The 24,145-nt window shown below is 69.7% G+C and carries 23 protein-coding genes; 18 read left to right on the forward strand and 5 right to left on the reverse strand.

Annotation, left to right across the window (positions count from 1 at the left end; translation table 11 throughout):
• Positions 1-12: 12 nt before the first annotated feature.
• A complete protein-coding gene (locus tag FHU34_RS12955) occupies positions 13-429 on the reverse strand; it encodes a hypothetical protein (RefSeq protein WP_145780212.1) in 417 nt (138 codons plus the stop codon).
• A 137-nt stretch (positions 430-566) separates the two neighbouring features.
• On the opposite strand from FHU34_RS12955, the gene FHU34_RS12960 reads away from it, so the two are divergent.
• The 5 genes from FHU34_RS12960 to FHU34_RS12980 all read left to right on the forward strand — a co-directional run bounded on the left by FHU34_RS12960 (position 567) and on the right by FHU34_RS12980 (position 5,945).
• Positions 567-1,547: an NBR1-Ig-like domain-containing protein gene (locus tag FHU34_RS12960; RefSeq protein ID WP_145780214.1), complete on the forward strand. Its 981-nt coding sequence runs from the start codon at positions 567-569 to the stop codon at positions 1,545-1,547.
• Between the two features lie 198 nt (positions 1,548-1,745).
• Positions 1,746-2,609, forward strand: coding sequence for a peptidoglycan-binding domain-containing protein (locus FHU34_RS12965; RefSeq protein WP_208744978.1), 864 nt, complete (start codon positions 1,746-1,748; stop codon positions 2,607-2,609).
• 34 nt (positions 2,610-2,643) lie between these two features.
• Positions 2,644-3,528: a peptidase inhibitor family I36 protein gene (locus tag FHU34_RS12970; protein WP_145780216.1), complete on the forward strand. Its 885-nt coding sequence runs from the start codon at positions 2,644-2,646 to the stop codon at positions 3,526-3,528.
• 6 nt (positions 3,529-3,534) lie between these two features.
• Complete coding sequence (locus tag FHU34_RS12975) at positions 3,535-4,458, forward strand: SpoIID/LytB domain-containing protein (protein WP_208744979.1); 924 nt, start codon at positions 3,535-3,537, stop codon at positions 4,456-4,458.
• A gap of 191 nt (positions 4,459-4,649) precedes the next feature.
• A complete protein-coding gene (locus FHU34_RS12980) occupies positions 4,650-5,945 on the forward strand; it encodes a GAF domain-containing protein (RefSeq protein WP_145780217.1) in 1,296 nt (431 codons plus the stop codon).
• A gap of 11 nt (positions 5,946-5,956) precedes the next feature.
• On the opposite strand, the gene FHU34_RS12985 is transcribed toward FHU34_RS12980, so the two are convergent.
• The 4 genes from FHU34_RS12985 to FHU34_RS13000 form a co-directional block, all read right to left on the reverse strand.
• The gene (locus FHU34_RS12985) at positions 5,957-7,612 is read right to left on the reverse strand and encodes an RICIN domain-containing protein (RefSeq protein ID WP_423437716.1); all 1,656 of its coding nucleotides are present in this window, start codon (positions 7,610-7,612) and stop codon (positions 5,957-5,959) included.
• Between the two features lie 26 nt (positions 7,613-7,638).
• Complete coding sequence (locus FHU34_RS12990) at positions 7,639-9,057, reverse strand: family 43 glycosylhydrolase (RefSeq protein ID WP_145780219.1); 1,419 nt, start codon at positions 9,055-9,057, stop codon at positions 7,639-7,641.
• Positions 9,058-9,431: 374 nt separating this feature from the next.
• Entirely contained in the window at positions 9,432-10,283 is an 852-nt protein-coding gene (locus FHU34_RS12995; protein ID WP_145780221.1) for an AfsR/SARP family transcriptional regulator, read from the reverse strand.
• 659 nt (positions 10,284-10,942) lie between these two features.
• Positions 10,943-11,389, reverse strand: coding sequence for a flavin reductase family protein (locus FHU34_RS13000; RefSeq protein ID WP_145785571.1), 447 nt, complete (start codon positions 11,387-11,389; stop codon positions 10,943-10,945).
• Between the two features lie 260 nt (positions 11,390-11,649).
• Here FHU34_RS13000 and FHU34_RS13005 point away from each other — a divergent pair, with 260 nt between their 5' ends.
• The 13 genes from FHU34_RS13005 (at position 11,650) to FHU34_RS13065 (ending at position 24,095) form a co-directional block, all read left to right on the forward strand.
• Positions 11,650-13,359, forward strand: a complete 1,710-nt coding sequence (locus tag FHU34_RS13005; protein WP_145780223.1) for an acetyl-CoA carboxylase carboxyltransferase subunit alpha — start codon at positions 11,650-11,652, stop codon at positions 13,357-13,359.
• Positions 13,356-14,708 carry an acetyl-CoA carboxylase biotin carboxylase subunit gene (locus tag FHU34_RS13010; protein ID WP_145780225.1) on the forward strand — a complete coding sequence of 451 codons (1,353 nt, stop codon included), beginning with the start codon at positions 13,356-13,358 and terminating at the stop codon, positions 14,706-14,708. Before FHU34_RS13005 ends, FHU34_RS13010 begins: the two co-directional genes overlap by 4 nt.
• 107 nt (positions 14,709-14,815) lie before the next feature.
• Positions 14,816-15,598 carry an SDR family NAD(P)-dependent oxidoreductase gene (locus FHU34_RS13015; protein WP_145780228.1) on the forward strand — a complete coding sequence of 261 codons (783 nt, stop codon included), beginning with the start codon at positions 14,816-14,818 and terminating at the stop codon, positions 15,596-15,598.
• 9 nt (positions 15,599-15,607) lie between these two features.
• Positions 15,608-16,081: an acetyl-CoA carboxylase biotin carboxyl carrier protein gene (locus tag FHU34_RS13020; RefSeq protein WP_145780230.1), complete on the forward strand. Its 474-nt coding sequence runs from the start codon at positions 15,608-15,610 to the stop codon at positions 16,079-16,081.
• Between the two features lie 27 nt (positions 16,082-16,108).
• Positions 16,109-16,543, forward strand: coding sequence for an SgcJ/EcaC family oxidoreductase (locus FHU34_RS13025; protein WP_145780231.1), 435 nt, complete (start codon positions 16,109-16,111; stop codon positions 16,541-16,543).
• Between the two features lies 1 nt (position 16,544).
• A complete protein-coding gene (locus FHU34_RS13030; RefSeq protein WP_145780233.1) occupies positions 16,545-17,471 on the forward strand; it encodes a 3-hydroxyacyl-CoA dehydrogenase NAD-binding domain-containing protein in 927 nt (308 codons plus the stop codon).
• A gap of 24 nt (positions 17,472-17,495) precedes the next feature.
• Positions 17,496-18,482, forward strand: coding sequence for a quinone oxidoreductase family protein (locus FHU34_RS13035; RefSeq protein ID WP_208744980.1), 987 nt, complete (start codon positions 17,496-17,498; stop codon positions 18,480-18,482).
• Between the two features lie 94 nt (positions 18,483-18,576).
• Complete coding sequence (locus tag FHU34_RS13040) at positions 18,577-19,224, forward strand: hypothetical protein (RefSeq protein ID WP_208744981.1); 648 nt, start codon at positions 18,577-18,579, stop codon at positions 19,222-19,224.
• An 87-nt stretch (positions 19,225-19,311) separates the two neighbouring features.
• The gene (locus FHU34_RS13045) at positions 19,312-20,229 is read left to right on the forward strand and encodes an NADP-dependent oxidoreductase (RefSeq protein ID WP_145780239.1); all 918 of its coding nucleotides are present in this window, start codon (positions 19,312-19,314) and stop codon (positions 20,227-20,229) included.
• 21 nt (positions 20,230-20,250) lie between these two features.
• Positions 20,251-21,840, forward strand: a complete 1,590-nt coding sequence (locus FHU34_RS13050; RefSeq protein WP_208744982.1) for an MFS transporter — start codon at positions 20,251-20,253, stop codon at positions 21,838-21,840.
• Positions 21,841-21,849: 9 nt separating this feature from the next.
• Complete coding sequence (locus FHU34_RS13055) at positions 21,850-22,248, forward strand: PPOX class F420-dependent oxidoreductase (RefSeq protein WP_145780243.1); 399 nt, start codon at positions 21,850-21,852, stop codon at positions 22,246-22,248.
• 91 nt (positions 22,249-22,339) lie between these two features.
• A complete protein-coding gene (locus FHU34_RS33645) occupies positions 22,340-23,158 on the forward strand; it encodes a DUF6081 family protein (RefSeq protein WP_145780245.1) in 819 nt (272 codons plus the stop codon).
• 43 nt (positions 23,159-23,201) lie between these two features.
• Entirely contained in the window at positions 23,202-24,095 is an 894-nt protein-coding gene (locus tag FHU34_RS13065; RefSeq protein ID WP_145780246.1) for an NmrA/HSCARG family protein, read from the forward strand.
• Positions 24,096-24,145: the final 50 nt, after the last annotated feature.

Here is a 24,145-nt window from a genome sequence, read left to right on the forward strand (position 1 = left end):
CGAGTACGGCGGTCAGCAGCGCACCTCGGTCTCCTTCTGCGCCACGTCCGAGATCCCGCCGAGGGCCCGGGTGCACACCGACAGGGTGTTGGCGCCCGAGGACCAGACCTCCTTGCCGCTGGAACACTGCAGGTCGCGCAGCGTGGTTCCGGTCACGATCGAGGTGCAGACCTGGTACGAGCCGTGGGTCTCCCGGTACTGCTGCCACACGTACGTGTACGCGTAGTTCTTGCCGCAGCCCTTGTACTGCTTGACCGAAGCGGCGGTCTGACCGCCAACGGTGACGTACGCGGTCGCGCCGATCTGGACCGAATCCACGCAGCGCGGGTTGGTCTCGGCGTGGGCTGGTCCGGCGAACGCCAGCGTCGCGGGCACCGCCAGCGCGGCGGCCGCGAGGACGCGCACACCACGTCGGGAGAGACTCTTCATCGGTGACCTCCTTCAATGCACCGGGACCGTGGAGCCCGATGTCGTCGATGCACCACATTGATCGCCGCCATCACCCGTTCGGTAGCCTCTGACACGCTCTGACAACGCCTGACGACGCCGTCTGACATGGGGGAGTGATGAAGGACCAGCGTGCCGCCACGGATGGAGTGCAGGACCGGTTGGCCGCAGGAAGGTTCGCCGAACAGTTGCGGGCACTGCGGACCGAGGTGGGCGACCCGTCCTTCCGCAAGATGGCCGGACGGTCGGGCCGGATCTCGCACACGACGTTGCACGAAGCCGCTGCTGGCACCAGGTTCCCTTCGTGGGAGACCACGCGGGAGTTCGTCCGAGCCTGTGAGGCGGACGAGGCCCAGTGGCGACGGAGGTGGGAGGAGGCGCAGCGCCCGGGTTCGGTCCCCGGCGTCCCGGACGACGACCCCGCGCCGGATGTCGCCGGTTCCGAGGCCGACGTCGAACCCGAGCCCACCGTGGGCGCCACGGCGACGGGCGACGGTGGGTCGGCGGCGGATCACGGGAGCGACCTGCGGGTCGCGGAGTACGCACACGTCGAGGAGGAGGCCGGAGCGCGCAGGAGCCGTTCGCCGTGGCTGGCCGCCGCAGCGGTGGTGATGGTGGTGGCGATTGTCGCCGTCCTGGGCGTGACCTTGCGGGACTGGTCGTCGCCGGACCGCTCGGGCACTCCTGTCACATCGGCGTCGTCTGCCTCGTCGCCGTCGGCGTCGGCCTTCTCGGACTCGTTGATCGCCGGCGACTCGAGCAAGTTCGTCGCGGACGTCACCATCCCCGACGGCACGCGAGTGAAGGTGAACACCCAGTTCGTGAAGGTGTGGGCCCTCGCGAACGTGGGGAAGGTCGTCTGGCACAACCGTTACCTGGCACGGACGAACCCGACCGCCGACGCCGACGGATGCCAGGTGCCGGATCGGGTGGCGATCGGCGACACACCGCCCGGTGAGCAGGTGATGATCAGCGTTCCGGTCACTGCGCCGAGCAGTCCTGGGAAGTGCTGGGTCAGCTGGAAGATGGTCGACGAGAACGGGCAGGAATTCTTCCCTACCCGCCGGCCGGTGTATTTCATGGTCACCGTCACCGCCTGAACGCGTCCCTGAGCGGCGTCGGGGTGCGACCGCTTCGATGTCAGGCCCGGGCGCTCCCAAACTGACAACACCGCATTCATGCAGGTCGAAGACGACCTGACGAATCTGACAGGCCAACGGGGTACCGAACAGCAGGTGCCTCCTCGCACTGTGATGTCCGTTCCCAACGCGACTCACCACCTACGAGGAGGATCAATCTTGCGCCGTCCCTGGTTAACCGTCGGGCTCGCCGCGCTCTGTGTGGCCGCCAGCGTCCCGGCCCACGCGTCGGCCGCGACGCCCGACGCCACCGCCCAGCGGGCCGTCACCACCGCCGCGCTGCCGGTGGTGGACATGGAGGCCACCGTCCTGGCCGCCCAGATCGACCCGCGCCGCGCCGACAACACGCTGACCCCGGGTGCGAAGAGTTCCGTGCTCGCCGTCGAGCAGGCGCTCCAGGCCCGGAACCTGCTCAGCGCGCAGTGGGTCGACGGCTACTTCGGCACCGTCACCATCTCGGCGTACGCGGCCTACCAGCGCTCGCTCGGCTACACCGGTCTCGCCGCCAACGGGCTGCCCGGCACGACGTCGCTGACCAAGCTCGGGCAGAACCGGTACACCGTCGGCAACCCGATCGGCCCGGGCGCCAAGGTGCAGCGCGACGGGCAGGTCGTCAACGCCCGCACGCAGGCCATGCTCACCGAGGCCCAACGTCTGCTCGGGTACGCCCTGGTGCTCGAACAGGGCTCGTACAACCCCGGTGGTGACCCGACCTCGGCCGGTACGCACGACGGCGGCGGCGTGGTGGACATCGCGGTCACCGGCATGACCGCCGCCAAGCGCACCGCCGTGGCCCGAGCCCTCCGTCAGGTCGGCTTCGCCGCCTGGGTGCGTAGCCCGAGCCAGGGCGACTGGCCGTGGCACATCCATGCCACGGCGATCAACGACACGGACCTGTCCAGCCCGGCGCAGCACCAGGTCGGGGACTACTACCTCGGCATGAACGGCCTGGCCAACCAGGGCCCGGACGACGGCCCCCGGATCCCCATCAGGACCTGGGAGCAGTACCAGCGCGGGCAGTGACCCGCACCCCCTCACCGTTTTCGGAAAGGACACCATGAACATCCGTAAGAGCCTCGCCGCCGTCGGCGTCGCGCTGGCCGCGACCACCTCGATCCTCAGCGTCGCATCACCCGCGTCGGCGGCTGCCCGAGACGGGGTCTGCGACAGCGGCGAGTTCTGCTACTACTACAACAGCGACAACGCCGGATCGGTCTCGGACTTCACCGGTTCGCTCGACGACTACGGCACCGAGCAGCCCTCGTGCTACGACTTCAAGGGCGCTGGCGCCGGCAAGGGCCTGTGCATCAAGAACGAGGCCGCCTCGGTCTGGAACCGGAGCACCAAGACCGTACGCGTCTACTACAACAGCGGTTACGCCGGTTCCTACCAGGACTTCGCGGCTGGTGCGAAGGGAAACCTCAACGCCACGCTGAAGAACAACAACGCCTCGCACCAGTTCTCGCCGTCGACGCGCACGAACCTGTCGTACGCCCTGTACCAGGCCAGCGGCGGCGCGGTCACGTGCGGCTTCGACGGGTACACCACGACGCCCGGCCGGCACGAGGGCATCGACATCGCCCGCAGCGTCGGGTCGGATGTGCGCGCCCTGGTCTCCGGAACGGTCACCTACGTCGCGCGGGGCAACACCGGCAGCGGCGGCCTGTCCACGATCTCCGTCTACAACTCCTCGCTCAACAAGACGGTGATCTACCTGCACACCGCACCGAGGTCCGGGGTGGGCGTGGGCGACGCCATCAGCAAGGGTGAGATCATCGCCGATGAGTCGTGGCACGGGGTGTCCTCCAGTTCGGGCGCGCACACCCACGTCGAGGTCCGGGCCGGCCGGCAGACCCACGCGGCCGTCAGCGTCGGCGATCCCACCCTGGACAACGCCGACCCGACCGCGTTCTGGAACGCCCAGGGCTACAACGAGAGGTAGGACGCCGTGAATATTCGCCAGGGCCTCGCCGTCGTCGGCGCCGTCCTCGCCATGTCCACCTCAATCCTGAGTGTCGCCTCGCCGGCAGCGGCGGCCGTACGCGACGGAACCTGCGACAGCGGCGAGTTCTGCTACTACTACAACAGCAACCAGGCCGGCTCGGTCTCCGACTTCAGCGACTCCCTGGACGACTACGGAACAACCCAACCGACCTGCTACGACTTCAAGGGCGCGGGCAGCGGCAAGGGCCTGTGCGTCAAGAACAACGCCGCGTCGGTGTGGAACCGGACCGGTAAGACCGTGCGGGTCTATTTCAACAGCAACTTCGCGGGTGCGAGCCAGGACTTCGCGTCCGGGGCGAAGGGCAATCTCAACGCCACGCTGAAGAACAACAACGCCTCGCACGAACTGCTGAGCGGACCGACGGGGTGCAGCACCGACGGCACCAACAGCACGCTGCCGAGCACCATCCTGGTCTACCGGGTCGGGCTCGGTCGCGTCGACCGGGTCGACTTCAAGACGTACGTCAAGAACGTCCTCCCGAACGAGTGGGTGACCAGCTGGCCGAACGCCTCGCTGGACGCCGGTGCCGTCGCCGTCAAGAGCTACGCCTGGTACTGGGCGTTGCACTCGACCCGCAAGACCCCCGGTGGGCAGTGCTACGACGTCCGTGACGACACCGGGGACCAGGTCTACCGACCGTCGTCGGCGCAGGCCTCGACGTCCGCCGCGGTGGACCGCACCTGGTCGACCCGGATGACCCGGAGCGGCAACATCCTGCGGGCGCACTACTGCGCGACAACGACAGCCTGTGGCGGCTGGGTGGACGGGGACTGGATGTCGCAGTACGGCTCCCGCGATCTCGCCAACGAGGGCAGGACGTACCAGGCCATCCTGCGCTACTACTACCGCGATGTGGCTCTTTCCTGAGGTCACACGCCGACCGCGCCACCCGCCGCAGTTCTGCGGCGGGTGGCGCGCGGCCATGTTCCTGGAAGCACCGCAGCGGCGTCCCGTAGGTTGGTGGCGGGCGAGTCGCGATGGGCAGAGGCGACTGGTCGCGCCCAGCGGCACTTGGGTCGCCGATCTGTCCACGGAGCTGAGGCGAGGCGGACCACGACATGACTGCGGTATCGAGTCCCCGACCGCCTGCCGCGGATCCGGCGGTTGCCGGGCACACAGCGGCGGAGGAGGACCTGCGGGCACTGTTCGGGCAGTCCAGCGCCGTCTTCGCCCTACTGGCCGGGCCGGCACACCTGGTGGAGTCGGCGAACCGGGCGTTCTTCGACACCGTCGGCCAGGAACGGGCTCACACCGGTGTGCCCCTCGGGGACCTGATGCCCGAACTGGCCGGTCAGGGGTTCATCGCGCTGCTCGACCAGGTGTACCGCACGGGTGAGCCGTACGTCGGCCGTGACGTCCGGGTCATGGTGGGCGCCGGTCCGCACGCGCGCGAGTCGTTCTTCGACGTCTCCTACGAGCCGCGTCGGGATGCCACCGGTGAGGTGATCGGGGTCCGGGTGCTCGGTGTGGAGACCACCCAGGTCAAGCACGCCCAACGGTTGATGACCGAACACCGTGCCCTGCTGGAGCAGATCGCCCGTCAGGCGCCCCTGACCGAGGTGCTCGACGGGATGGCCCGCTGCATCGAGAATCTGGCGCCGCAGGAGGTGCTCGTCTCCGTGCTGCTCGCCGACGCCGACGGCCGACACCTGCGCCACGGCGCAGCCCCCAGCCTGCCCGACTTCTACAACGAGGCCATCGACGGGATAGCGACCGGCGAGGGCGTCGGCTCCTGTGGCACCGCCGCCCATCGCCGGGAACCGGTCATCGTCACCGACATCGCCGCCGACCCGTTCTGGACCGACTTCCGGCAGCTCGCCGACCAGGCGGGGCTGGCCGCCTGCTGGTCGACGCCGATCCTGGCCCGCGACGGCGGTCTGCTGGGCACCTTCGCCATGTACCACCGCACCCCCCGCGTGCCGCAGGACACCGACCTCGCTCTCATCCGCGTCTTCGCCGGCACCGCGGCGCTCGCCATCGAGCGTCACCACATCGAGGAGGCGAAGGCGGCCGCCGAGGCACGCGCCAGGTCCGCACACGACGAACTGGCCACTGTGGTACGCGTGGAGCGCGAGCTGCGCGCCGAGGCCGAGCGACGCGCAGCCGCCTCCGCCGAACTCGCGGCGCGGATGCGTGCCGCCGCGGCCGCGCAGGCCGCCCAGCCCCATCCCGAGCACTGCCAGCTCGGTGATGCCCCCGGATGCACGGCAGCCGCCGAGATCAAGATCGCCGACTCGTGGGGTGACTCGGCGTGGGGCTGTGCCGCGCACGTCGAGGAGGCCATCCTCAACGTGCGCTCGGTGTTCATCGCCAACGAGGAACTCGGTGGCCTGGCCGCCTACCTCAACCGCTGATCCGACACCCGTCAACACCAGGTCAGCGTCGAGTTGATTCGCGTGACGTTGCTGATGGTGTTGTTGGCCCCACCGCACGGGCTCTGGGTGATGTTGGTGCCGCTGACGGTCAGGTTCTGGAACCGGATGCCGGAGGAGATCGGGAACTCCGTTCGCGCCGCGATCCTTATCTCGCCGCCGCCCGTCACCGTCCCGGACACCCCGGCGATGACGACGTTGTAGCAGTTCTCCACCAGGATCGAGTTGTTCCCCGTGTTCGAGATGGTCACCCGGTCGATGACCGCGCCACCGGACTCGGACACGCAGAAGATCCCCCGGCCACCGCCGGACGCGATCACGTTCCCGACCCGGATGTTGGTCGGGTACGAGTTGCCCACCCGGCCGTTGCGGTTGGCCATCCGGAACGCGGCGTACCCGGTGCCTGCCCCGGCGTTCTGCGCGTCGACGGTGCCCACCGTGGCGTTGATCGTGTCGTTGAGCAGCAGCCCGGAGTCCCGGGTGTTCCGTGCCGTGACCGTGCCGATCGTCAGGCCGTCCACGCCGTACGTCTCCACCCCGTGGGTACCGGTCCCCGACACGTACACGGTGTCGATACGCACGTTGCGCACCTTGACCGCCCGATCACCACCGTGGTTGTCGATGCGAATGCCCAGGCCGGCGGAGAGCCGCATGTCGATCTGCCCGAGGGTCAGGTTGTTCACGTTGCGCATGAAGATCCCGTACAGCGGCGACCCGGTCAGCGTCAGGTTCTGCACCTCGACGTCAGTGGTGCCGCGCGAGTACACCGGCGCCTGGTCGCCCGAACCCGACCCGGTCACGTTGATCGTGCCGCACACCGCCAGCGTCGTGTACGACGGCAGCGACAACCGCGAACCCGCGCTCATCGACCCGGAGCCGCGCACCACCACGCGCTGCTTGGACGTCCGACCGGCGGACAGTGAGTTGACCGCCGCCTGCATCGCCGACACCATGTCCCCGCCCGAGTAGACAGTCGAGGAGCCGTTGCGGGCCGTCCAGGTGCTCCCGCTCAGGACGGCCTCGGCGTTCGTCGACCCGCTGCCGCAGCCGGTGGTCGGTGGCGTGCTGCCGCCGCCCACCGCGACCAGCTGCCACTGCTGGTTCGGGCCGTTGAGGTCGGCGTACTGACTGATCCGGCCGCCGTCGGCCGTGGACCGCTCCCAGACCTCAAGTGCCTTCGCGGAGTGGCGGTTGATCAGCCGGACGTAGCCGCCGTCCGAGTCGAGGACCTGGAACTGCTGGTTGGTGCCGTTGAGATCGGACCACTGGCGGTACTCGGCGCCGTCGGCCGTGTTCCACTCCCAGAGGTCGACGACCTTGCCGCTGTGCCGGGCCTTCAGGCGGTAGTAGCCACTCCCGGAGGAGACGAACTGGAACTGTTGCCACGCGCCGTCGTTACGGGACCACTGCTGGATCACCGCGCCGTCTGCCGTCGAGGTGTCCCGGACGTCGAGGACCTTGCCGCTGTGCCGGTTGACCAGGACGTAGGAGGCGTTGGTGTCGATGCTCGCCGCAGCTGCCGGCGGTGCGCCGACCAGTACGGCACCGGCCGCGCCGACCAGCGTGGTGATCATGGCCAGCACCAGGCCGGTACGCCCCGCACGGCGGACCGGCTCGGCGCTGGACGGCCTTCTGGTGGTGAGAGGCATGAGTCCTCCTGTCTGGGGGTGGGCGGCTATTCGCTGTGGAAGGTGGCGGAGCCGCGCTCGGCGGTCGAACTGACGGCCTCGATGTAGAGCAGCCCGTCGCGGTGGCGCACGTACCGTCCGGGGAAGTTCTGCGATTCCAGCGAGAGCCCGGCGCTGTCGGCGAGGCCGGCTCGGCGTTGGAAGCTCGCGTCGTTGCCGAAGAGGGACGACCCGTCGTTTTTCTCGACGTACAGCGCATAGCCGCGGTGCCGCAGGTAGTAGCCGGGGAAGTTGGTCGACTCCAGCGACACCGATCCGCCGCCGGCGAGGCCGTTGACGATGCGGAACTGGGAGTCGGCCAGGTTGGTCACGTTCGGCTCGATCCGGGCCCGGTAGTCGTAGTGCCGTACGTAGCTGCCGCTCAGGTCATGCGCCCGCAGCCGGACCGGGGTGGCCCCGTCGGGCACCGGAATGCCGAAGTTCGGGGTGCCGTCGGCGTTCCAGTACAGCTTCTGGAGCCTGGTCCGCCGGTTCGGATCGTTGAGCGGATCGCCGCTGATGTCGCGGTAGTTGCGGTCGTGGTAGACGAGGATGTCGCTCTGTCCGTCCTCGGAGACGGTGAAGGAGTTGTGGCCGGGGCCGTACTGGCCGGTGGCCGCGTTGCTGGCGAACACCGGGGTGGGGCTCTTGCTCCAGGAGGCGGCGTCGAGCAGGTTCGCGCTGGCGGAGGCGGTCAGCATTCCGAGGCAGTAGTTGGCGTCGGTGGCGCTGGCCGAGTAGGTCAGGAAGATGCGACCGTTGCGCTGTATCACCGCCGGTCCCTCGGCGACCCGGTAGCCGCGGGTTTCCCAGTCGTACGTCGGCACCACGAGGCGGGTCACCGTGCCTGTGATCTGCCAGGGGTTGGCGCCCATCCGGGCGAGGTAGACGTTGGAGTTGTTGGGCATGCTCGGTTCCTGCTGTGCCCAGGTCAGATAGCGCACCCCGTTGGCGACGAAGGTCGAGGCGTCGAGACTGAAGGTGTCCCAGGGTGTCGTGATCCGGCCGCGTTCGGTCCATGAACCGCTCAGCGGGTTCGCGTTGGCGTTCTCCAGCACGTACATCCGGATCCGCCACACGTCGTCGGTCCGGCCGGCGGCGAAGTAGACGTACCACCGGTTGTTGATGAAGTGGATCTCCGGTGCCCAGATGTGGGCGCCCATCTCTCCGCTGGTGTGTCGGTTCCAGATCGTCGTCTCCGCCGCCGTCGCCAGCCCTTGCAGGGTGGTCGCGCGTCGCAGCACGATCCGGTCGTACTGCGGCACCGTCGCGGTCATGTAGTAGTAGCCGTCGGTGTGCCGGACGATGTGCGGATCGGCCCGCTGGTTGACCAGCGGGTTGGTGTAGTTCACGGCTGGTGCGGCCTGCGCCGGCCCGGCCACGGGCAGCCCGGCCGACACGGCGAGCACCACCAACGCGGCTGCCACTGCCGACCGTAGGCGTCGGGGGCCGGTTGGCGCGGAACCGACTGCTGGGCAGATGACCGGACCGGTGCGGGGGAGTGGCAGCGACATCTGTCCTCCGTGCGGTTGGTGAGCGTCCAGACGACGCCACCCGGGGACGGTCGACCTACGGCATCCCGCCGGGAAGAAGCGTGAGCGGGCAGGGGAGACATGACGGTGGCGTTACGTCGAGGTGGCGAAACAATGTTCGCGTTAACATCGATGCATGTCAAGGTCTGGCGGTCCTGCGGCGCCCCTTTGGTGATCATGCTCGACGAATAGCGGACCGCCGGCATCCCCGCCACGTCGGCATCGTCGCGGGGATGGCCAGCGGGGTCATTGGCGCCCGGCCGAGCGCGTCACCGGGGGGCGGCGCCCAACTCCACCAGCCTGTCCTCCAGTCCGTACGCGATCCGCAGTTCGCGGAAGTCGTCGGCCGCCTCCGGACCGCGCTGCGGGACCGGCTCCAGCATGACCCGGTGCAACCGTTGGATCTCGGCGGTCGGCTCGACGCCCAGCTCGTCCCGTACCACCCGACGGAGCCGCTGGTAGACCTCCAGTGCCTCGGCGCGTCGACCGCAGCGGTGCAGCGCCACCATGAGCTGACCGTAGAACCATTCGTTGAGTGGGCGGGCGATCACCAGCGACTGCAGCTCGGGAACCATCTCGCGGTGGCGTCCCAGCCGTGCCTGCGCCTCGATACGCAGCTCGATCGCCCTGGTCCGCAATTCCTCGAGATTGGCTGCGTGTGCCGCCAGGACCGCGCCCTGGTTCACGCTCGCGAATGCCGGGCCACGGAACAGGGCCAGGGCGGCGCGCAACTGATCGCTCGCCTCTTCCCACCGCTCGGCCTGGAAGCTCTCCGAGCCTTGGCGCAGCAGTCGTTGGAACTGGCTGGCGTCCGTCTCGTCGACGCTGGCGTCGAGGAGGTAGCCGGGTGGTCGGGTGAGCAGGACGTTGCGTTCCGGCTCGGTGAGTTGGTTCTGCGCGAACATCCGGCGCGCGTGGTAGACGTACGTCTGGAGGGTGGTCAGGGCACTCTTCGGCGGGCGATCCCCCCACAGTTCCTCCACCAGCGTGTCGACGCTGACGACCTCGCCGGCCCGGGCGACGAGAAGGGCGAGGACCTGACTGATCTTGGATACTCCGAGCAGTATGGTCTTGCCGCCGTCGGTGATTATCTCCAGTGATCCGAGAACAAGGAATTCCATTCTTCCCCCCGATGAACTGTTACTTGACCGTCGTGTCGGGATTCAACGCGCGTCAGTGCCGCTGATTTCCCTCGGTCGGCCTTTCGACCTGTTGCCGTCGCTTGTCCTCTCGGTAGTGCGAGATCGCACTCGTCATTCGTGCCCCCGCCCCGTGGCTGACGGGAGATGCTTCCCGTGCTCGATCGACGCTGATGGCCCCCCATCGACGTCGGCGCTCACCGTGCGTACACAATCACTACTACCTACCGCTGTCAATGGTTCTGTTGGTGCCTTCAATCGGACAGCCGGCAGTTGGTGATTGGTTTTCGAATGACCATCGCGGGATAGTTGTGAGCCCCGACACAGTTCGTTACCTCTCAATGTCCGTTTAGGTGCGATGACCCTCTTTGTCGTCGGGCAACAGCTATTACCGGCAATTATTGCGCCGGTAACAATATTGTGGGCAGTGGCGGCGCAAGGGTCCGAAGTCGGCCTCGAAAGCGGCCTTGAACAGGGCGGCAACGGCCCGGGACCACACCTGACCACCCCGGCTCGCCGGAGCGCGACGCCGTCGATCCGACAGCACGAGAGGTACGACCCACCCGATCGGGTGCGGTAAACGCCTTGACGCCAGCCGTCGCTGGACCCGGTTCGACTCGATCGCCACTGTCGAGGATCGCCTAGGGGTTGACGAGGGTGCCAAAGGCTCGGTTGAAGTAGATGGCCGGCTTGCCGTCGTCCACCCGGGCCTGCCGTACCCGGCCCAGCAGGATGACGTGGTCCCCAGCCTCGTCGATGCGCTCGGTGGTGCACTCCAGCAGCGCGAGCGCCCCGTCCACCACTGTCACACCGCCGGCTCCGAGCACGAACCGCCCCTGGGCGAACTTGTCGGCACCCTTGCGAGCGAACCGCATCGCGAGGTCAGCCTGCTCGGCGCGCAGCACGCTCACGGCGAACCGGTCGCAGTCGGCGAAGGCGGGGAACGAGTTCGCCGAGCGGGCCAGGCAGACCAGTACCAGCGGCGGCTCCAGGGAGACCGAACAGAAGGAACTGGCCGTGAAGCCGTGCGCGACACCTGCGGAGTCGACGGTGGTCACGATGGTCACCCCCGAGGCGAACCGCGACATGGCCGCCGTAAAGGTCGACCGGTCGAGGTCGCGCCGCGTGGTCTCATCCAGGTCCGAGGAATGCACTGGCGTCACGGCACGGCCCTTCGTCGGCGAGTCAACACCGTCCACGGTGCCCCCACGTCCTCGAAGACCACTCGATGCCGCCTCGACTCCCACCGACGCGGCCCGATCCGAATCCGGCCGATGTTCGAGCGGCGGACCGCATCGTTGGTGACCAGCCGCGTCCGCACGAACGACGTGTCTGCCGAGGAGGACGGATGACCCTATTGACGACCCGTGGCGCCGAGGAGGCGCAGTGGGTGCTCTGCCAGGGCTGTACGACACCGTTGTACCGCAAGCGGTGGACGCGTGGCCGGAAGGTCTGCCCCGAGTGCGGGTACCACGCACGGCTCACCGCGCCGGAACGGCTCGACCAACTCGTCGATCCCGGCACGCTCGAACCGCTGCCGTTCCCCGCCGTGACCGAGGACATCCTCGGTTTCGTCGACACCGTCGCGTACCCTCGCCGGCTGGCCGACGCGCGGGCCCGGACCGGTCTGGACGAGGCCGTCGTGTGCGCCCGGGCCGCCATCGACGGCCACCCGGTCGTCGTCGCCGCGATGGACTTCCGATTCCTGGGCGGCAGCCTCGGTGTCGGTGTCGGTCAACTGATCGCGATGGCCGCGGAGACCGCGCTGGTCGAGCGGATTCCGCTGCTCATCGCCACCGCCTCGGGCGGTGCCCGGATGCAGGAGGGGACGTTGGCGCTCATGCAGATGGCCCGCACCAGCGCGGCGCTCGGGCAGCTCGACGACGCCGGCATCCTGACCATCTCGTTGATCACCGACCCGACCTACGGTGGCGTCGCCGCCTCCTTCGCGACCCTGGCCGACGTCATTGTCGCCGAGCCGGGCGCCCGGCTCGGGTTCGCCGGCCGCCGGGTCATCGAGCAGACCATCCACCAGGTGCTCCCACAACGGTTCCAGACGGCGGAGTTCCTGCTGGAGCGGGGCTTCGTGGATCTGGTCGTCCCGCGTGACCGCCTGCGTGCCGAGCTGTCCCGGCTGTTGGCGGCGGTCGCCGTACCCCCTGGTGGAGCGACTCACGACGGCCGGCCGGTGCCGACGGTCAGCGATCCCGGTCTGCTCCCCGAGTCAGACCCGTGGGAGCAGGTACGCCTCGCCCGTAAGCTCGATCGACCCACCACCCTGGACTACCTGTCGATGGCCTTCACCGACTTCCAGGAACTGCACGGCGACCGGTCGGGTGGTGACAGCCCCGCCGTGGTCGGCGGCACGGCGCGGCTCGCCGGCCGACCGGTGATGGTGATCGGCCACCAGAAGGGACACACGGCGGCCGAGCTGAACCAACGCAACTTCGGTATGCCCGGCCCGGACGGCTACCGCAAGGCTGCTCGCCTGATGCGTCTGGCCGACAAACTGGGCCTGCCCGTGGTGACCCTCGTCGACACGCCGGGGGCCTATCCCGGCGCGGACGCCGAGGAACGCGGCCAGGCGGTGGCCATCGCCGAGAACCTGCGGCTGATGGCCGGTCTGCGGGTGCCCGTCGTCACCGTGATCATCGGCGAGGGCGGAAGCGGCGGCGCCCTGGCGCTGGCCGTGGCGAACCGGGTGCTGATCTTCGGCAACGGCGTCTACTCCGTGATCAGCCCCGAGGGGTGCGCGGCGATCCTGTGGCAGGACCCGGCCGCCGCTCCCCGGGCCGCCGCGGCGCTCGGCGGCTCCGCCCGGGACCTGCTACGGCTCGGGATCGTCGACGGCGTCATCCCCGAGCCCGACGGTGGCACGGGCGAGGACCCACTGCGCGCGGCCGACCGGTTGCGGGCGGCACTGGTTCCGCTCATCGGCGAACTGTCGGACATGACACCGCAGGCTCTCGTCGCCGACCGGCGGGAACGCTTCAACGCCTTCGGAACGGCGCTCACCGTCGAGACCGGGCTGCGGCCGCTGCGGGAGGAGGTCTCGTGACGGCCCGACTCTTCCACAAGGTCCTTATCGCCAACCGGGGCGAGATCGCGGTGCGGGTCGTCCGGGCGTGCCGGGAGCTGGGCGTCGCAAGCGTCGCTGTGCACTCCACTGTTGATCGGGAGTCACGGGTCGTCCGCCTGGCCGACGAGGCCGTGCAACTCGGTCCGGCACCGCCGAAGCTGAGCTACCTCAATGCCGCCGCCGTGCTGGAGGCGGCCCGGATGACCGGCGCCGACGCCATCCACCCCGGCTACGGCTTCCTCTCCGAGGACCCCGACTTCGCCGACGCCTGCGCCGCCGAGGGCATCACGCTGATCGGTCCGCCGGCCGCGGTGATGACGCAGCTCGGCGACAAGGCGTCGGCCCGCACGTTGATGTCCGAGGCTGGTCTGCCGCTGCTGCCCGGCAGCCTGGACCCGCTCTCCGCCGAGGAGGCCCATCGGCTCGCCGACCGGATCGGCTATCCGGTGATCGTGAAGGCCACCGCCGGCGGTGGCGGTCGGGGCATGCAGGTCGTGGGCTCCTCGGCCGAATTCCCGGACGCCTACCGGCGCACCCAGGCGACCGCCCGGATGCTCTTCGGCAACGGCGAGGTGTACGTGGAGCGGTACCTCGCCGAAGCCCGGCACGTGGAGATCCAGGTGCTGTGCGACGGGCACGGGCACGCGGTCCACCTGGGGGAGCGGGACTGCAGCGTGCAGCGCCGGCACCAGAAGCTGATCGAGGAAACCCCGGCGCCGAACCTGCCGGACGGTCTCGCGGAGCAGATGGGCAAGGCCGCGGTCGCCGGAGCGCTCGCGGCCGGGTACGTCGGCGCGGGCACCTTCGAGTTCCTGGTCGACCGGTCCGGCGGCTTCTACTTCATGGAGGTCAACTGCCGGATCCAGGTGGAGCATCCGGTCACCGAGATGGTGACCGGGGTGGACCTGGTGGCGGAGCAAATCCGGATCGCCGCCGGCCAGCCGTTACGCCTTACCCAGGAGGACGTGCGGCTCTCCGGGGTGGCGATCGAGTGCCGGATCAACGCCGAGGACCCACGGCACGGCTTCGCGCCGACCCCCGGGCGGTTGACCGAGTTCATCCCGGCCGGCGGGCCCTTCGTCCGGGTGGACACCCACGCGTACCAGGGGTACGTCGTCCCGCCCAACTACGACTCGTTGCTGGCCAAGCTGGTGGTCTGGGCGCCACAGCGGGACCAGGCGATCGCCCGGATGATCCGCGCGTTGGGCGAGTTCCACGTCGCAGGTGAACGGGTCAGCACCACCACCGACTTCCTCGTCGACGTGCTCGCCACGGACGCGTTCCGCACCGCGACACACAGCACCGCGCTCGTCGACCAACTGCGCTGAGAGCCACTCCAGACGTACTCGACCGGGCTTCGAGCACCGGCCGACAGCCTGGACACGTCGCCCGGCGCGTGCGGCCGTCCGGCACACCAACTCGCAACGGAGGAACAATGACGCAGGACAAACGGGTCGCGCTGGTCACCGGCGCGACGAGCGGCATCGGGTTGGCGATCGCCCGTCATCTCGCCCGCGACGGCGTGTCGGTCTACCTCTGTGGTCGGAGCGAGCAGACCCTCGCAGAGACCGTCAAGTCCCTCGGCGACGAGGGGTTGCAGGTGGACGGGAGCACCTGCGACGTGACGTCGCCGACGGAGGTGCAGGCGTTCGTCCGGGCCGCCGTCGAGCGGTTCGGGCCGATCGACATCCTCGTCAACAACGCCGGCCGCTCCGGTGGAGGTGTCACCGCCGAGATTCCGGACGAACTCTGGTTCGACGTGATCAACACGAACCTCAACAGTGTCTTCCTGGTCACCAAGGAGGTGTTGAACAACGGCGGCATTCTCGGCCGAGGTCGGGGACGGATCATCAACATCGCCTCCACCGGTGGCAAACAGGGGGTGCTGCACGGGGCGCCGTACTCGGCGTCGAAGCACGGGGTCGTCGGGCTGACCAAGGCCCTCGGGCTGGAGCTGGCCAAGACCGGCGTCACCGTCAACGCGGTCTGTCCCGGGTTCGTGGAGACGCCGATGGCGCAGCGCGTCCGGGAGGTCTACTCCGGTCTCTGGCAGGTGCCCGCCGACGAGGTGCTCGAACGGGTCAACGCCCGGGTGCCGATCGGCCGTTACGTCCAGCCCGACGAGGTGGCGGCGATGGTCGGCTACCTGGTGCACCCGGCTGCGGACGCGGTCACCGCGCAGGCGTTGAACGTCTGCGGCGGGCTCGGAAACTACTAGGGGCCGGCCGTGACGCAGGCAGAGACCAGGGACGACCAGCACCTTCTGGAAACCGTCGAGCACAGCGTGCTACGGCTGCTGTCCGGCTTCCGTGACCCACCGGCCCGACTGGAGATCACCGCGGGAGCGGTCACGGTGACCGCCGAATGGGCGGCCGGCGAGGGTGTCGGCGGCACCGTACCGGTGGCACCGGCGCGTGCGGCGACGAACGTGTCGGACACCCCCGCCGACGACCGGCTGCTCGTCCGGGCCCCGACCGTGGGGGTCTTCTACCGTGCCCCACAACCGGGCAGCCCGCCGTTCGTGCAGGTGGGCGACCAGGTCGCCGCCGGTCAGCAGATCGGCATCGTCGAGGCGATGAAGCTCATGATCCCCGTCACCGTGGACGCGCCGGGAGCCGTTCTTGACGTCCTGGTCGCCGACGGCGCGGCGGTCGAGTACGACACACCGCTCGTCGCCCTGTCCGCGGCCGAGGCGGATTGAACCGCCGCCCAGAATCGAGGAGAAACCATGATCACGACCGGTGTCTCGACCGACCTCTACGCCGAGGTGCTGCAGTTCTACGCCCGGCAGATGCAGGCGCTCGATGGCGGTGACTTCCAGGCGTACGCCGACAGCTTCACCGACGACGGCGAGTTCATCCACTCGCCCGGTCTGCCGCCGGCCCGGACCCGCGCCGGCATCGCCGCCGAATTGACCGAGTTCCACCGTCGGCGTTTCTCCGGTACGCCGGTGCAGCGGCGGCACTGGTTCAACCACGTCGTGTTGGACCACCGCCTGGACGGCGGAATCGACTCGACGAGCTACGCCCTGGTGCTCACCGTGCACCCGGGGGAGAAGCAGCCCGAGATCGGGCCGAGCTGCGTGGTACGTGACGTGCTGGTCCGGGTCGACGGCGACCTGCGGCTCGCGTCGCGTCGCGTCGACCACGACCAGGAACGCTGACATGGGTGCGGTCGTCGTCATCGGCGCCGGCACCATCGGGAGCGGCTGGATCGCGCTGTTCACCGCGCACGGGTTGCCGGTGCGGGTGAACAGCCGCCGGCCGGACGCCGAGAAGGTGGTGCGAGCCGGGCTGGAGCTGTTCGCGCCCGCGTTGCCGGGGGCGCCGGACCCGGCGGCGCTGCTGAACCGGATCGAGTTCGAGCCGGACCTGGCCCGCGCGGTCGCCGACGCCGAGATCGTCTCCGAGAACGTGCCCGACGACCTGGAACTGAAACAGCGGCTGTTCGCCAGCATCGAGCGGACCGGCACCGAGGCGCTGCTGCTGTCGTCGACGTCGAAGCTGGTGCCCGACGATCTCGGGGCCCGGATGCGGGACCCCGCCCGACTCGTCGTGGCCCACCCCTTCAACCCGCCACACCTGGTGCCGCTGGTGGAGGTCGTCGCCGGCAACGCCACCGCAGCGACGGCCGTCGACAAGGTGATGGTGTTCCTGCGATCGGTGGGCCGGCAGCCGGTGCTGCTCCGCCGCGCCCTCCCGGCGTTCGCCGCCAACCGGCTCCAGTCGGCGTTGCTGCGCGAGTGCATCCACCTCGTCGTGGAGGGGGTGCTGACGGTGCCGGAACTCGACGACCTCGTCACCAACTCGATCGGCCTGCGCTGGTCGACCATGGGCCCGTTCCAGGCGTTCCACCTGGGCGGCGGGGAAGGCGGCCTGCGCGGGTGGTTGTCCCACCTGGGTTCCGGCCTGGAACGGGGCTGGGCCCAGCTGGGCACCCCGGCCCTGACCGACCACACCCGGGAGCTGCTGGTCACGCAGACCGAGCAGGCGTACGGCGACCGCACCTACGCCGAGTTGGCAGCCGAACGCGACCGGATGCACCTGGCGGTGCTCGACGCCCTCGCCCGTGCCCGGGCCGAACCTTCCTGATTGGAGCGCGCACAGATGCGAGTGATGCAGTTCGACAGTTACGGCGGGCCGGAGGTGCTCGTCGCCGCCGACGTCGCCCTGCCGCAGCCCGGTCCAGGCCAGGTGCGGATCCGGGCCGAGGCGATCAGCGTGGGCTACGCGCAGACGCAGATGCGGCGCGACGTCTTCCCGGCGCCGATGTGGAGACCGGTGTTCCCGGTGGTGTTGGGTGGTGATGTGGTCGGGCGGATCACCGGGGTCGGCGACGACGTGACAGGTGTCTGTGTCGGCGACCGGGTCGGCGCATTCACCCTGTACGGCGCATACGCCGAGGAGGTCGTGGTAGACGCTGCCACTCTCGTGCCGGTGCCGGAGTCGTTGGACGCGGCCGAGGCGGCGGTGCTGCCGGGCACCGGTCTGATCGCCGGTGGTGTGCTGCGTACCGCGTTGCTGCGTAAGGGGGACGCCGTTCTGGTGCATGCCGCCGCCGGCGGCATCGGCCACCTGGCCGTGCAACTGGCGAAGGCGGCGGGCGCGAGCCTGGTCGTGGCGACCGCCGGCTCGGCGTCGAAGCGCGACTTCGCCCTCTCGCTCGGCGCGGACGTGGCGGTGGACTACACGCGGGCCGACTGGGCGGCCGAGGTGCGCTCCGCCACCGGTGGCCGTGGCGTCGACGTCGTCCTGGAGAGCATCGGTGGGGATGTCGTCGAGCAGGGCCTGGACCTGCTCGCGCCCGGCGGTCGCCTGGTCTTCTTCGGCTCCTCGGCGGCCGAGCTGGCCGTGCCCACGGTGCCGCTGATGAAGCTGATCGGTCTGCGCTACGTCACCGGGTTCGCCCTGTCGGCGTGGCGGGGCGGTCGACCCGACGAGTATCGCGAGGTCCTCGACGAACTGACCTCCCGTCTGCTCGACGGGCGGCTCCGCTCGTCCGTGCACGCGCGACTGCCGCTGACCGCTGCCGCACGGGCCCACGAGCTGGTGGAGAGCCGGGCCCACCCCGGTCGGGTGGTGCTTGTACCGGGGCTGGACTGAGCTTCGAGCCAGGTTCAGGTAACCGTCCGTAGCGTCCATCGTGGTTCGTTTCGGTACCTCACAAGGAGATGAGATGGCAGGTAACAGGAGATGGATGGGCCGGTTTGGCATGGGCGCCGTGGCGCTCAGCGGGGTGCTCGCGTCGGTGGGTGTCGCGAACACCAGTGCCGGTGCCGCCACACCGCCGGCGCCGGTGACCACCCACAGCACCGTCGCCTACGACTGCCGCACCACAGTGCAGCAGGGCTTCCACCCGGTCGTCTACAGCCGTGACTTCGACGTCACGGCACCGGCCTCGGTCGCCGCCGGGGCCGAGTTCGACGTGACGCTGGACCCGACGCCGATCACCGCGTACGCGGAGTACAACCAGACCGTGACCGACGTCCAGGTGGCGTACGCCATCCCGCGCGACGCCAAGGTCAAGAGCTACTCGCTGGTCGGCGGCTCCGGTCTGGGTGCGGCGTTCACCTGGGTCGAGGAGCGCGACGGCGCGCTGGTGGTGCGCAGCAGCGGCCCGTTCACGGGTGGCGTCGAGTTCGACCTGCCCTCGCTGGCGGTGCACCTGAAGGCCGGAAAGAAGGCGGGTGCCGTCGTGTTCGCCCCCGGTGGCCGCAGCTACGTGGAGCCGGGCTTCGGCTGGTTCCGGTACCAGCCGATCCTGAACGAGTGGGGTCCGTTCCAGTGCTTCCCCGACCCGGCCCTGCCGCCGGTGGAGCTGGCGCGGGTGACCGTCACCAAGTGACGTACGGGGCGGGCGTCGGGACACCGGGGCCCGCCCCTCTCCGCGACAATGGGACTCCACTTACCAAAAGCACTGAAAGGAACCCTCATGCCGCTCGCGATGGCGATCACTGAGTTCGGCGACGCTGACGTTCTGCGACCGTTGGAGGTGCCCGAGCCGTCCGCCGGGCCCAGCCAGCTCCGCGTGCGCGTGCGGGCCGCCGGCGTCAACCTGATCGACTGTCGGATCCGGTCCGGGTTCATGCAGTCCATCTACCCGGCGACCTTCCCGCAGGTGCTCGGCAACGAGTTCGCCGGTGTGGTCGACCAGACCGGGCCGGACGTGACGGGCTTCGCGGTCGGCGACGAGGTGCTGGGCTTCGCCTTCCTGCAGTCGTACACCGAGGTGCTCGTGGTCGGGGTCGACCAGGTCGTCGCCAAGCCCGCCGACCTGTCGTGGGAGGCCGCCGGCTCGCTCTCCGCAGTGGGCCAGACGGCGTACAACGCGCTGCGTGCTCTGCGGGTCACCACCGGGCAGACCGTGCTGGTGCACGCCGCCGCCGGCGGTGTCGGCACCATCGCGGTGCAACTGGCCCGGGCCTTCGGCGCGACGACAGTCATCGGCACCGCCAGCCCGGGTAACCACGACTACCTGCGGTCGCTCGGAGCCGAGCCGGTCGCCTACGGCCCCGGGCTCGCCGACCGTGTTCGGGCGTTGGCCCCGGCGGGTGTGGACGTCGCGCTCGACGCCCATGGCGGCCAGGAGGCGTTGGACGTGTCGCTGGCGTTGGTGCCGGACCGCACGAGCATCGGCACCATCGCGAACTTCCGCGCCGCTGGCCAGCACGGCATCACCATGCTGCGCGGCGAGCGGTCAGTGGAGACCCTGGCCGCGTTGACCCAGCTGTACGACGAGGGCGGTCTGCGGCTGCACGTGCAGCGCACCTACCCGCTGCGGCAGGCCGCCGACGCCCACCGCGAGGCCGAGGCCGGGCACGTACGCGGGAAGCTCGCCCTCGTCGTCTGACGGCTCCACCTGGAGGACACCGTGCCGCCGCCCCTCGACTCCGGACACCCTCGACGCTGGCGGATCCTCGCGGTGCTGGTGTGCTGCCTACTGTCGATCATCCTGGACAACACCGTGCTGAACGTCGCGCTACGGACCCTCACCGATCCTCGGCACGGTCTCGGCGCGACGCACAGTCAGTTGGAGTGGATCCTCAGCTCGTACACGTTGGTCTTCGCGGCGTTGCTCTTCGCCTGCGGCGCGGCGGCCGACCGCTTCGGCCGTCGCCGGCTGCTGCTGTTCGGGTTGGTGGTGTTCGGGCTGGCCTCGCTGGCCTCGGCGTACGCCGACAGCCCTCTGACCTTGATCATCACCCGGGCCGTGATGGGCGTCGGCGCCGCCGCGGTCATGCCGTCCACGCTGGCCGTGATCGCGGCGGTCTTCCCGATGCGCGAGCGGCCCCGGGCGATCGGCGTCTGGGCCGGGGCGGTGGGCTTCGCCCTGGCCATCGGGCCGATCACCGGAGGGCTCCTGCTGTCCCGGTTCTGGTGGGGCTCGATCTTCCTGGTCAATGTGCCGCTGGTGCTCGGCTGCGTCGTCGCGGTGCTGCTGGTGGTGCCGGAGAGTCGGGGACACCCCGACCGGGGCCTGGACCTGCCGGGCGTGGGGCTGTCGGTCGCCGGTCTCGCCGCGCTGGTGTACGGGGTGATCGCCGGAGGTCGACTGGGCACCGTGACCGACGTGCGGGTATGGGCGCCGATCCTGGTCGGCGTGGCCGCGCTGTGGCTGTTCGTCCGCCACGAGCGGCGTGCCGCCCAGCCCGCCTTCGAGCTGTCCTTCCTGCGCGATCCGGCCTTCTCCGCCGCGCTGGTGGCCGTCGGTTTCGTCTCCTTCGCGATGCTGGGTTTCCTGTTCTTCAGCGCGTTCTACCTGCAGAGTGTGCGCGGCTACAGCCCGCTGCGCGCGGGTTCCTTCACGCTGGCGCTGGCCGCCGCCAACGTCCTGGTCGGCCCGCTCAGCGCGGTGGCGGTCCGCCGTCACGGGCCGAGGGCGGTCTGTACCGCCGGGCTGCTGTCGGTGGGCGCCGCGTTGCTCGGGGTGGCCCTGGTGCGCCAGCACACGCCACCGTGGGCGCTGGTGCCGATGTTCGCCCTGCTGGGCGGTGGAATGGCCGCCGTGCTGCCGGCGGCGTCGATGTCCATCATGACCGCCATTCCCCGGGAGAAGGCCGGGGTCAGTTCGGCGATGAACAACACCGTCCGGCAGGTGGGCAACGTGCTCGGGGTGGCGGTGCTCGGTTCGGTGCTCGCGTCGACCTATCGCGCCGGCGTCTCCGACGAGTTGACGGTGCTGCCTGCTGCGGCGCGGCACGACGCGGGAGAGTCGCTCGACGCGACGCTGGCCGCCGCGCTCGCGCGGGGCGGCGACACCTCTGCCCTGGTCGCGGCGGCCCGCGCGGCGTTCATCGACGCGATGCACCTCACCGCAGTGCTCGCGGCGCTGTTGGCGCTGGCCGGGGCGGCGGTCACCCTGCGCTGGCTGCCTCGGAAGCTGCCGACCCAGGACCGGCCCTCCGCGGCGATACCCGGCCGGCCGCAGCGCTACGCAGTCGAATCGTCACCGAAGCCTTAGGATGAGCCGATGTCTTTCACCGATGCGGAGATCGAGTACCTGACCTCGCAGCGACTGGGCCGATTGGCGTCGGTCGCGCCCAGCGGCGCCCCGCAGAACAATCCGGTCGCCTTCACCTACAACCCGGCCACCGGCACGATCGACATCGGCGGTCACAACCTGACCTCCAGCCGTAAGTTCCGCAACATCAAGGCCGACCCACGGGTGGCGTTCGTCGTCGACGACCTGGCCTCGACCAACCCGTGGAAGGCCCGGGGCGTCGAGATCCGGGGCCACGCCGAAGCGCTGGTGGACGTGGAGCCGCCGCACCCCTACTTCGGATCGGCGATGATCCGAATTCGGCCGCGTCGCATCATCACCTGGGGGATCGACGACGCGCCGATGGCCGGCCGCGACGTCGAGCCGTGACCGACCGGCCGACATAGCGCTCTTCGAGTGGGCCGCGAGCCCGCCCTGACACCGTTGACCTGCAACCGCGGGACAGCCGGGAGGGGCGCAGATGACGGCACCGACAGCGCAGCAACTCTTCGAGGACGACTTCACCGACGGCGTACGCAGCGGAGCGGGGGCGCCCTGGCGGCTCCGCCCCGTCGACGCCCTGCCGACCGGTGACGGCGTCGTCCGTACCACCCCCAACGGCCTGGTGGTCGTACCGACCGGGGTCGACGCCCGTTCCGGCGCGCCGGCCTTTGCGCAGCCGGCGACGCCGGTGCAGCACCTGCGGTGGGCGGCGTTCACCACGCACGTGTCCCCGTCCGGCCGCCCGGGTTTCGAGACCGTCGACGGGCAACTGCTGACAGTGTCGGCCGACGTGGCACTGCGTGGGTTCGGACTGGACACCCACCCGTACGACGACGTCACCGACGCCACTGTCGACATCCGGCTCGGCGCCGGGGGCCTCATCTCCGTCGACCTGGAATCCGGCGTCGTGTTCGACTTCTTCCTCACGCACCACCGCCTCTACGCGGTGTACGAGCGGCTGGCGCTGCGTCCGGATGCACGCTTCGCGGCGTTCACCTATGCGGTGCCGGTGGCTGACCGCCGGCCTGAGCAGGTGCACCGGCTGGAGGTCTCCTTCGAGCGGGCTACCGGCACGGCCCGGTGGCGGGTCGACGGGGCCGAGGTGCTGTCGGTCGACCGGGTCGGCACGCGCTGCCTCGACGCGGCGTACCTCAAGCGCGACAACGGCGGCGTCGAGGAGTCGGTGCTGCCCGGCCAGCTCAGCTACGGCCTCGGCCTGTTCGCCGACCGCATGTACGGCCAGGGCGTCGAGCTGTCCGCCGGCCGGCTGCGGGTCACCGCTGTTCCGCGTCCCTGACGCCACCCGCCACCTCTTCTTTCGTCACCTCTGGAGGTCAACCGTGTCTTCTTCCGACAAGACCGTGCTCGTGCTCGGTGCCACCGGTAAGCAGGGTGGATCGACCGCCCGACACCTTCTGCGGCGGGGCTGGTCGGTCCGCGCGTTCGTCCGCGACCCGAACGCCGCGAAGGCCAGGGCGTTGGCCGACCTGGGCGCGACCCTTGCGGTCGGTGACCTGGAAGACGCCGAGTCGGTACGGCAGGCGATGAAGGACGCGTACGGGGTGTTCAGCATCCAGACCCCGATGAGCGAGCACGGTGTGGAGGGTGAGGAGCGGCACGGCAAGACCTGCGCGGACGCGGCGAAGGAGTTCGGCGTCCAGCACTACGTGCACAGCTCCGTGGGCGGCGCCGAGCGGCCCGAGGGCATCAACTGGCGGTTGTCCAAGCTCGCCATCGAACAGCGGATCGTCGAAAACGGGCTGCCGTTCACCTTCCTACGCCCCTCGTACTTCATGGAGAACCTCAACCACGACATGTCACCGCTCGTCCTGGTTGACGGCGAGTTGGTGTTCCGGCGCGGGCTGGGCCCGACCAACACCCTCCAGATGATCAGCGGACCGGACATCGGTTACTTCGCGGCCGATGCCTTCGACAACCCGAAGCGGCACATCGGGGCAAAGATCGAACTCGCTGGTGACGAGGTGACCGGCGACGAACTCGCCGCCGCGTTCGGCCGACACACCGGCCTGCCGGCCAGGTTCGAGTCGGTGCCGCTGGACCAGCTGCACGAGGAGGGTCTGGTCTGGCAGTCCATCTCCTACCGCTGGCTCAACGGCATCGGCTACCACGCCGACATTCCCGCGCTGCGGGCCCAGTTCCCCGGGCTGCTCACCCTCGACCAGTGGCTGGCGAAGACCAACTGGCAGCCGCTGCCACCCGCGTCGACCGAGTGACCGACCCACCGCGACACGAGTCGCGTACGAGCGCGCGACGCCATGGTTGA

Origin of the sequence: Micromonospora taraxaci (assembly GCF_007830095.1) — a bacterium.
Lineage (GTDB): Bacteria > Actinomycetota > Actinomycetes > Mycobacteriales > Micromonosporaceae > Micromonospora > Micromonospora taraxaci.

What these genes read in the sequence shown, in the direction of transcription:
- FHU34_RS13015 (WP_145780228.1), top strand. Translation starts at nt 14,816, where the DNA reads ATGACGCAGGACAAACGGGTCGCGCTGGTCACCGGCGCGACGAGCGGC.
- FHU34_RS33645 (WP_145780245.1), top strand. Translation starts at nt 22,340, where the DNA reads ATGACGGCACCGACAGCGCAGCAACTCTTCGAGGACGACTTCACCGAC.
- FHU34_RS12980 (WP_145780217.1), top strand. Translation starts at nt 4,650, where the DNA reads ATGACTGCGGTATCGAGTCCCCGACCGCCTGCCGCGGATCCGGCGGTT.
- FHU34_RS13035 (WP_208744980.1), top strand. Translation starts at nt 17,496, where the DNA reads ATGCAGTTCGACAGTTACGGCGGGCCGGAGGTGCTCGTCGCCGCCGAC.
- FHU34_RS13005 (WP_145780223.1), top strand. Translation starts at nt 11,650, where the DNA reads ATGACCCTATTGACGACCCGTGGCGCCGAGGAGGCGCAGTGGGTGCTC.
- FHU34_RS12955 (WP_145780212.1), bottom strand. Translation starts at nt 429, where the DNA reads ATGAAGAGTCTCTCCCGACGTGGTGTGCGCGTCCTCGCGGCCGCCGCG.
- FHU34_RS13000 (WP_145785571.1), bottom strand. Translation starts at nt 11,389, where the DNA reads ATGTCGCGGTTCGCCTCGGGGGTGACCATCGTGACCACCGTCGACTCC.
- FHU34_RS13045 (WP_145780239.1), top strand. Translation starts at nt 19,312, where the DNA reads ATGCCGCTCGCGATGGCGATCACTGAGTTCGGCGACGCTGACGTTCTG.
- FHU34_RS13040 (WP_208744981.1), top strand. Translation starts at nt 18,577, where the DNA reads ATGGGCCGGTTTGGCATGGGCGCCGTGGCGCTCAGCGGGGTGCTCGCG.
- FHU34_RS12970 (WP_145780216.1), top strand. Translation starts at nt 2,644, where the DNA reads ATGAACATCCGTAAGAGCCTCGCCGCCGTCGGCGTCGCGCTGGCCGCG.
- FHU34_RS12960 (WP_145780214.1), top strand. Translation starts at nt 567, where the DNA reads ATGAAGGACCAGCGTGCCGCCACGGATGGAGTGCAGGACCGGTTGGCC.
- FHU34_RS13025 (WP_145780231.1), top strand. Translation starts at nt 16,109, where the DNA reads ATGATCACGACCGGTGTCTCGACCGACCTCTACGCCGAGGTGCTGCAG.
- FHU34_RS12985 (WP_423437716.1), bottom strand. Translation starts at nt 7,612, where the DNA reads ATGCCTCTCACCACCAGAAGGCCGTCCAGCGCCGAGCCGGTCCGCCGT.
- FHU34_RS13030 (WP_145780233.1), top strand. Translation starts at nt 16,545, where the DNA reads ATGGGTGCGGTCGTCGTCATCGGCGCCGGCACCATCGGGAGCGGCTGG.
- FHU34_RS12995 (WP_145780221.1), bottom strand. Translation starts at nt 10,283, where the DNA reads ATGGAATTCCTTGTTCTCGGATCACTGGAGATAATCACCGACGGCGGC.
- FHU34_RS13055 (WP_145780243.1), top strand. Translation starts at nt 21,850, where the DNA reads ATGTCTTTCACCGATGCGGAGATCGAGTACCTGACCTCGCAGCGACTG.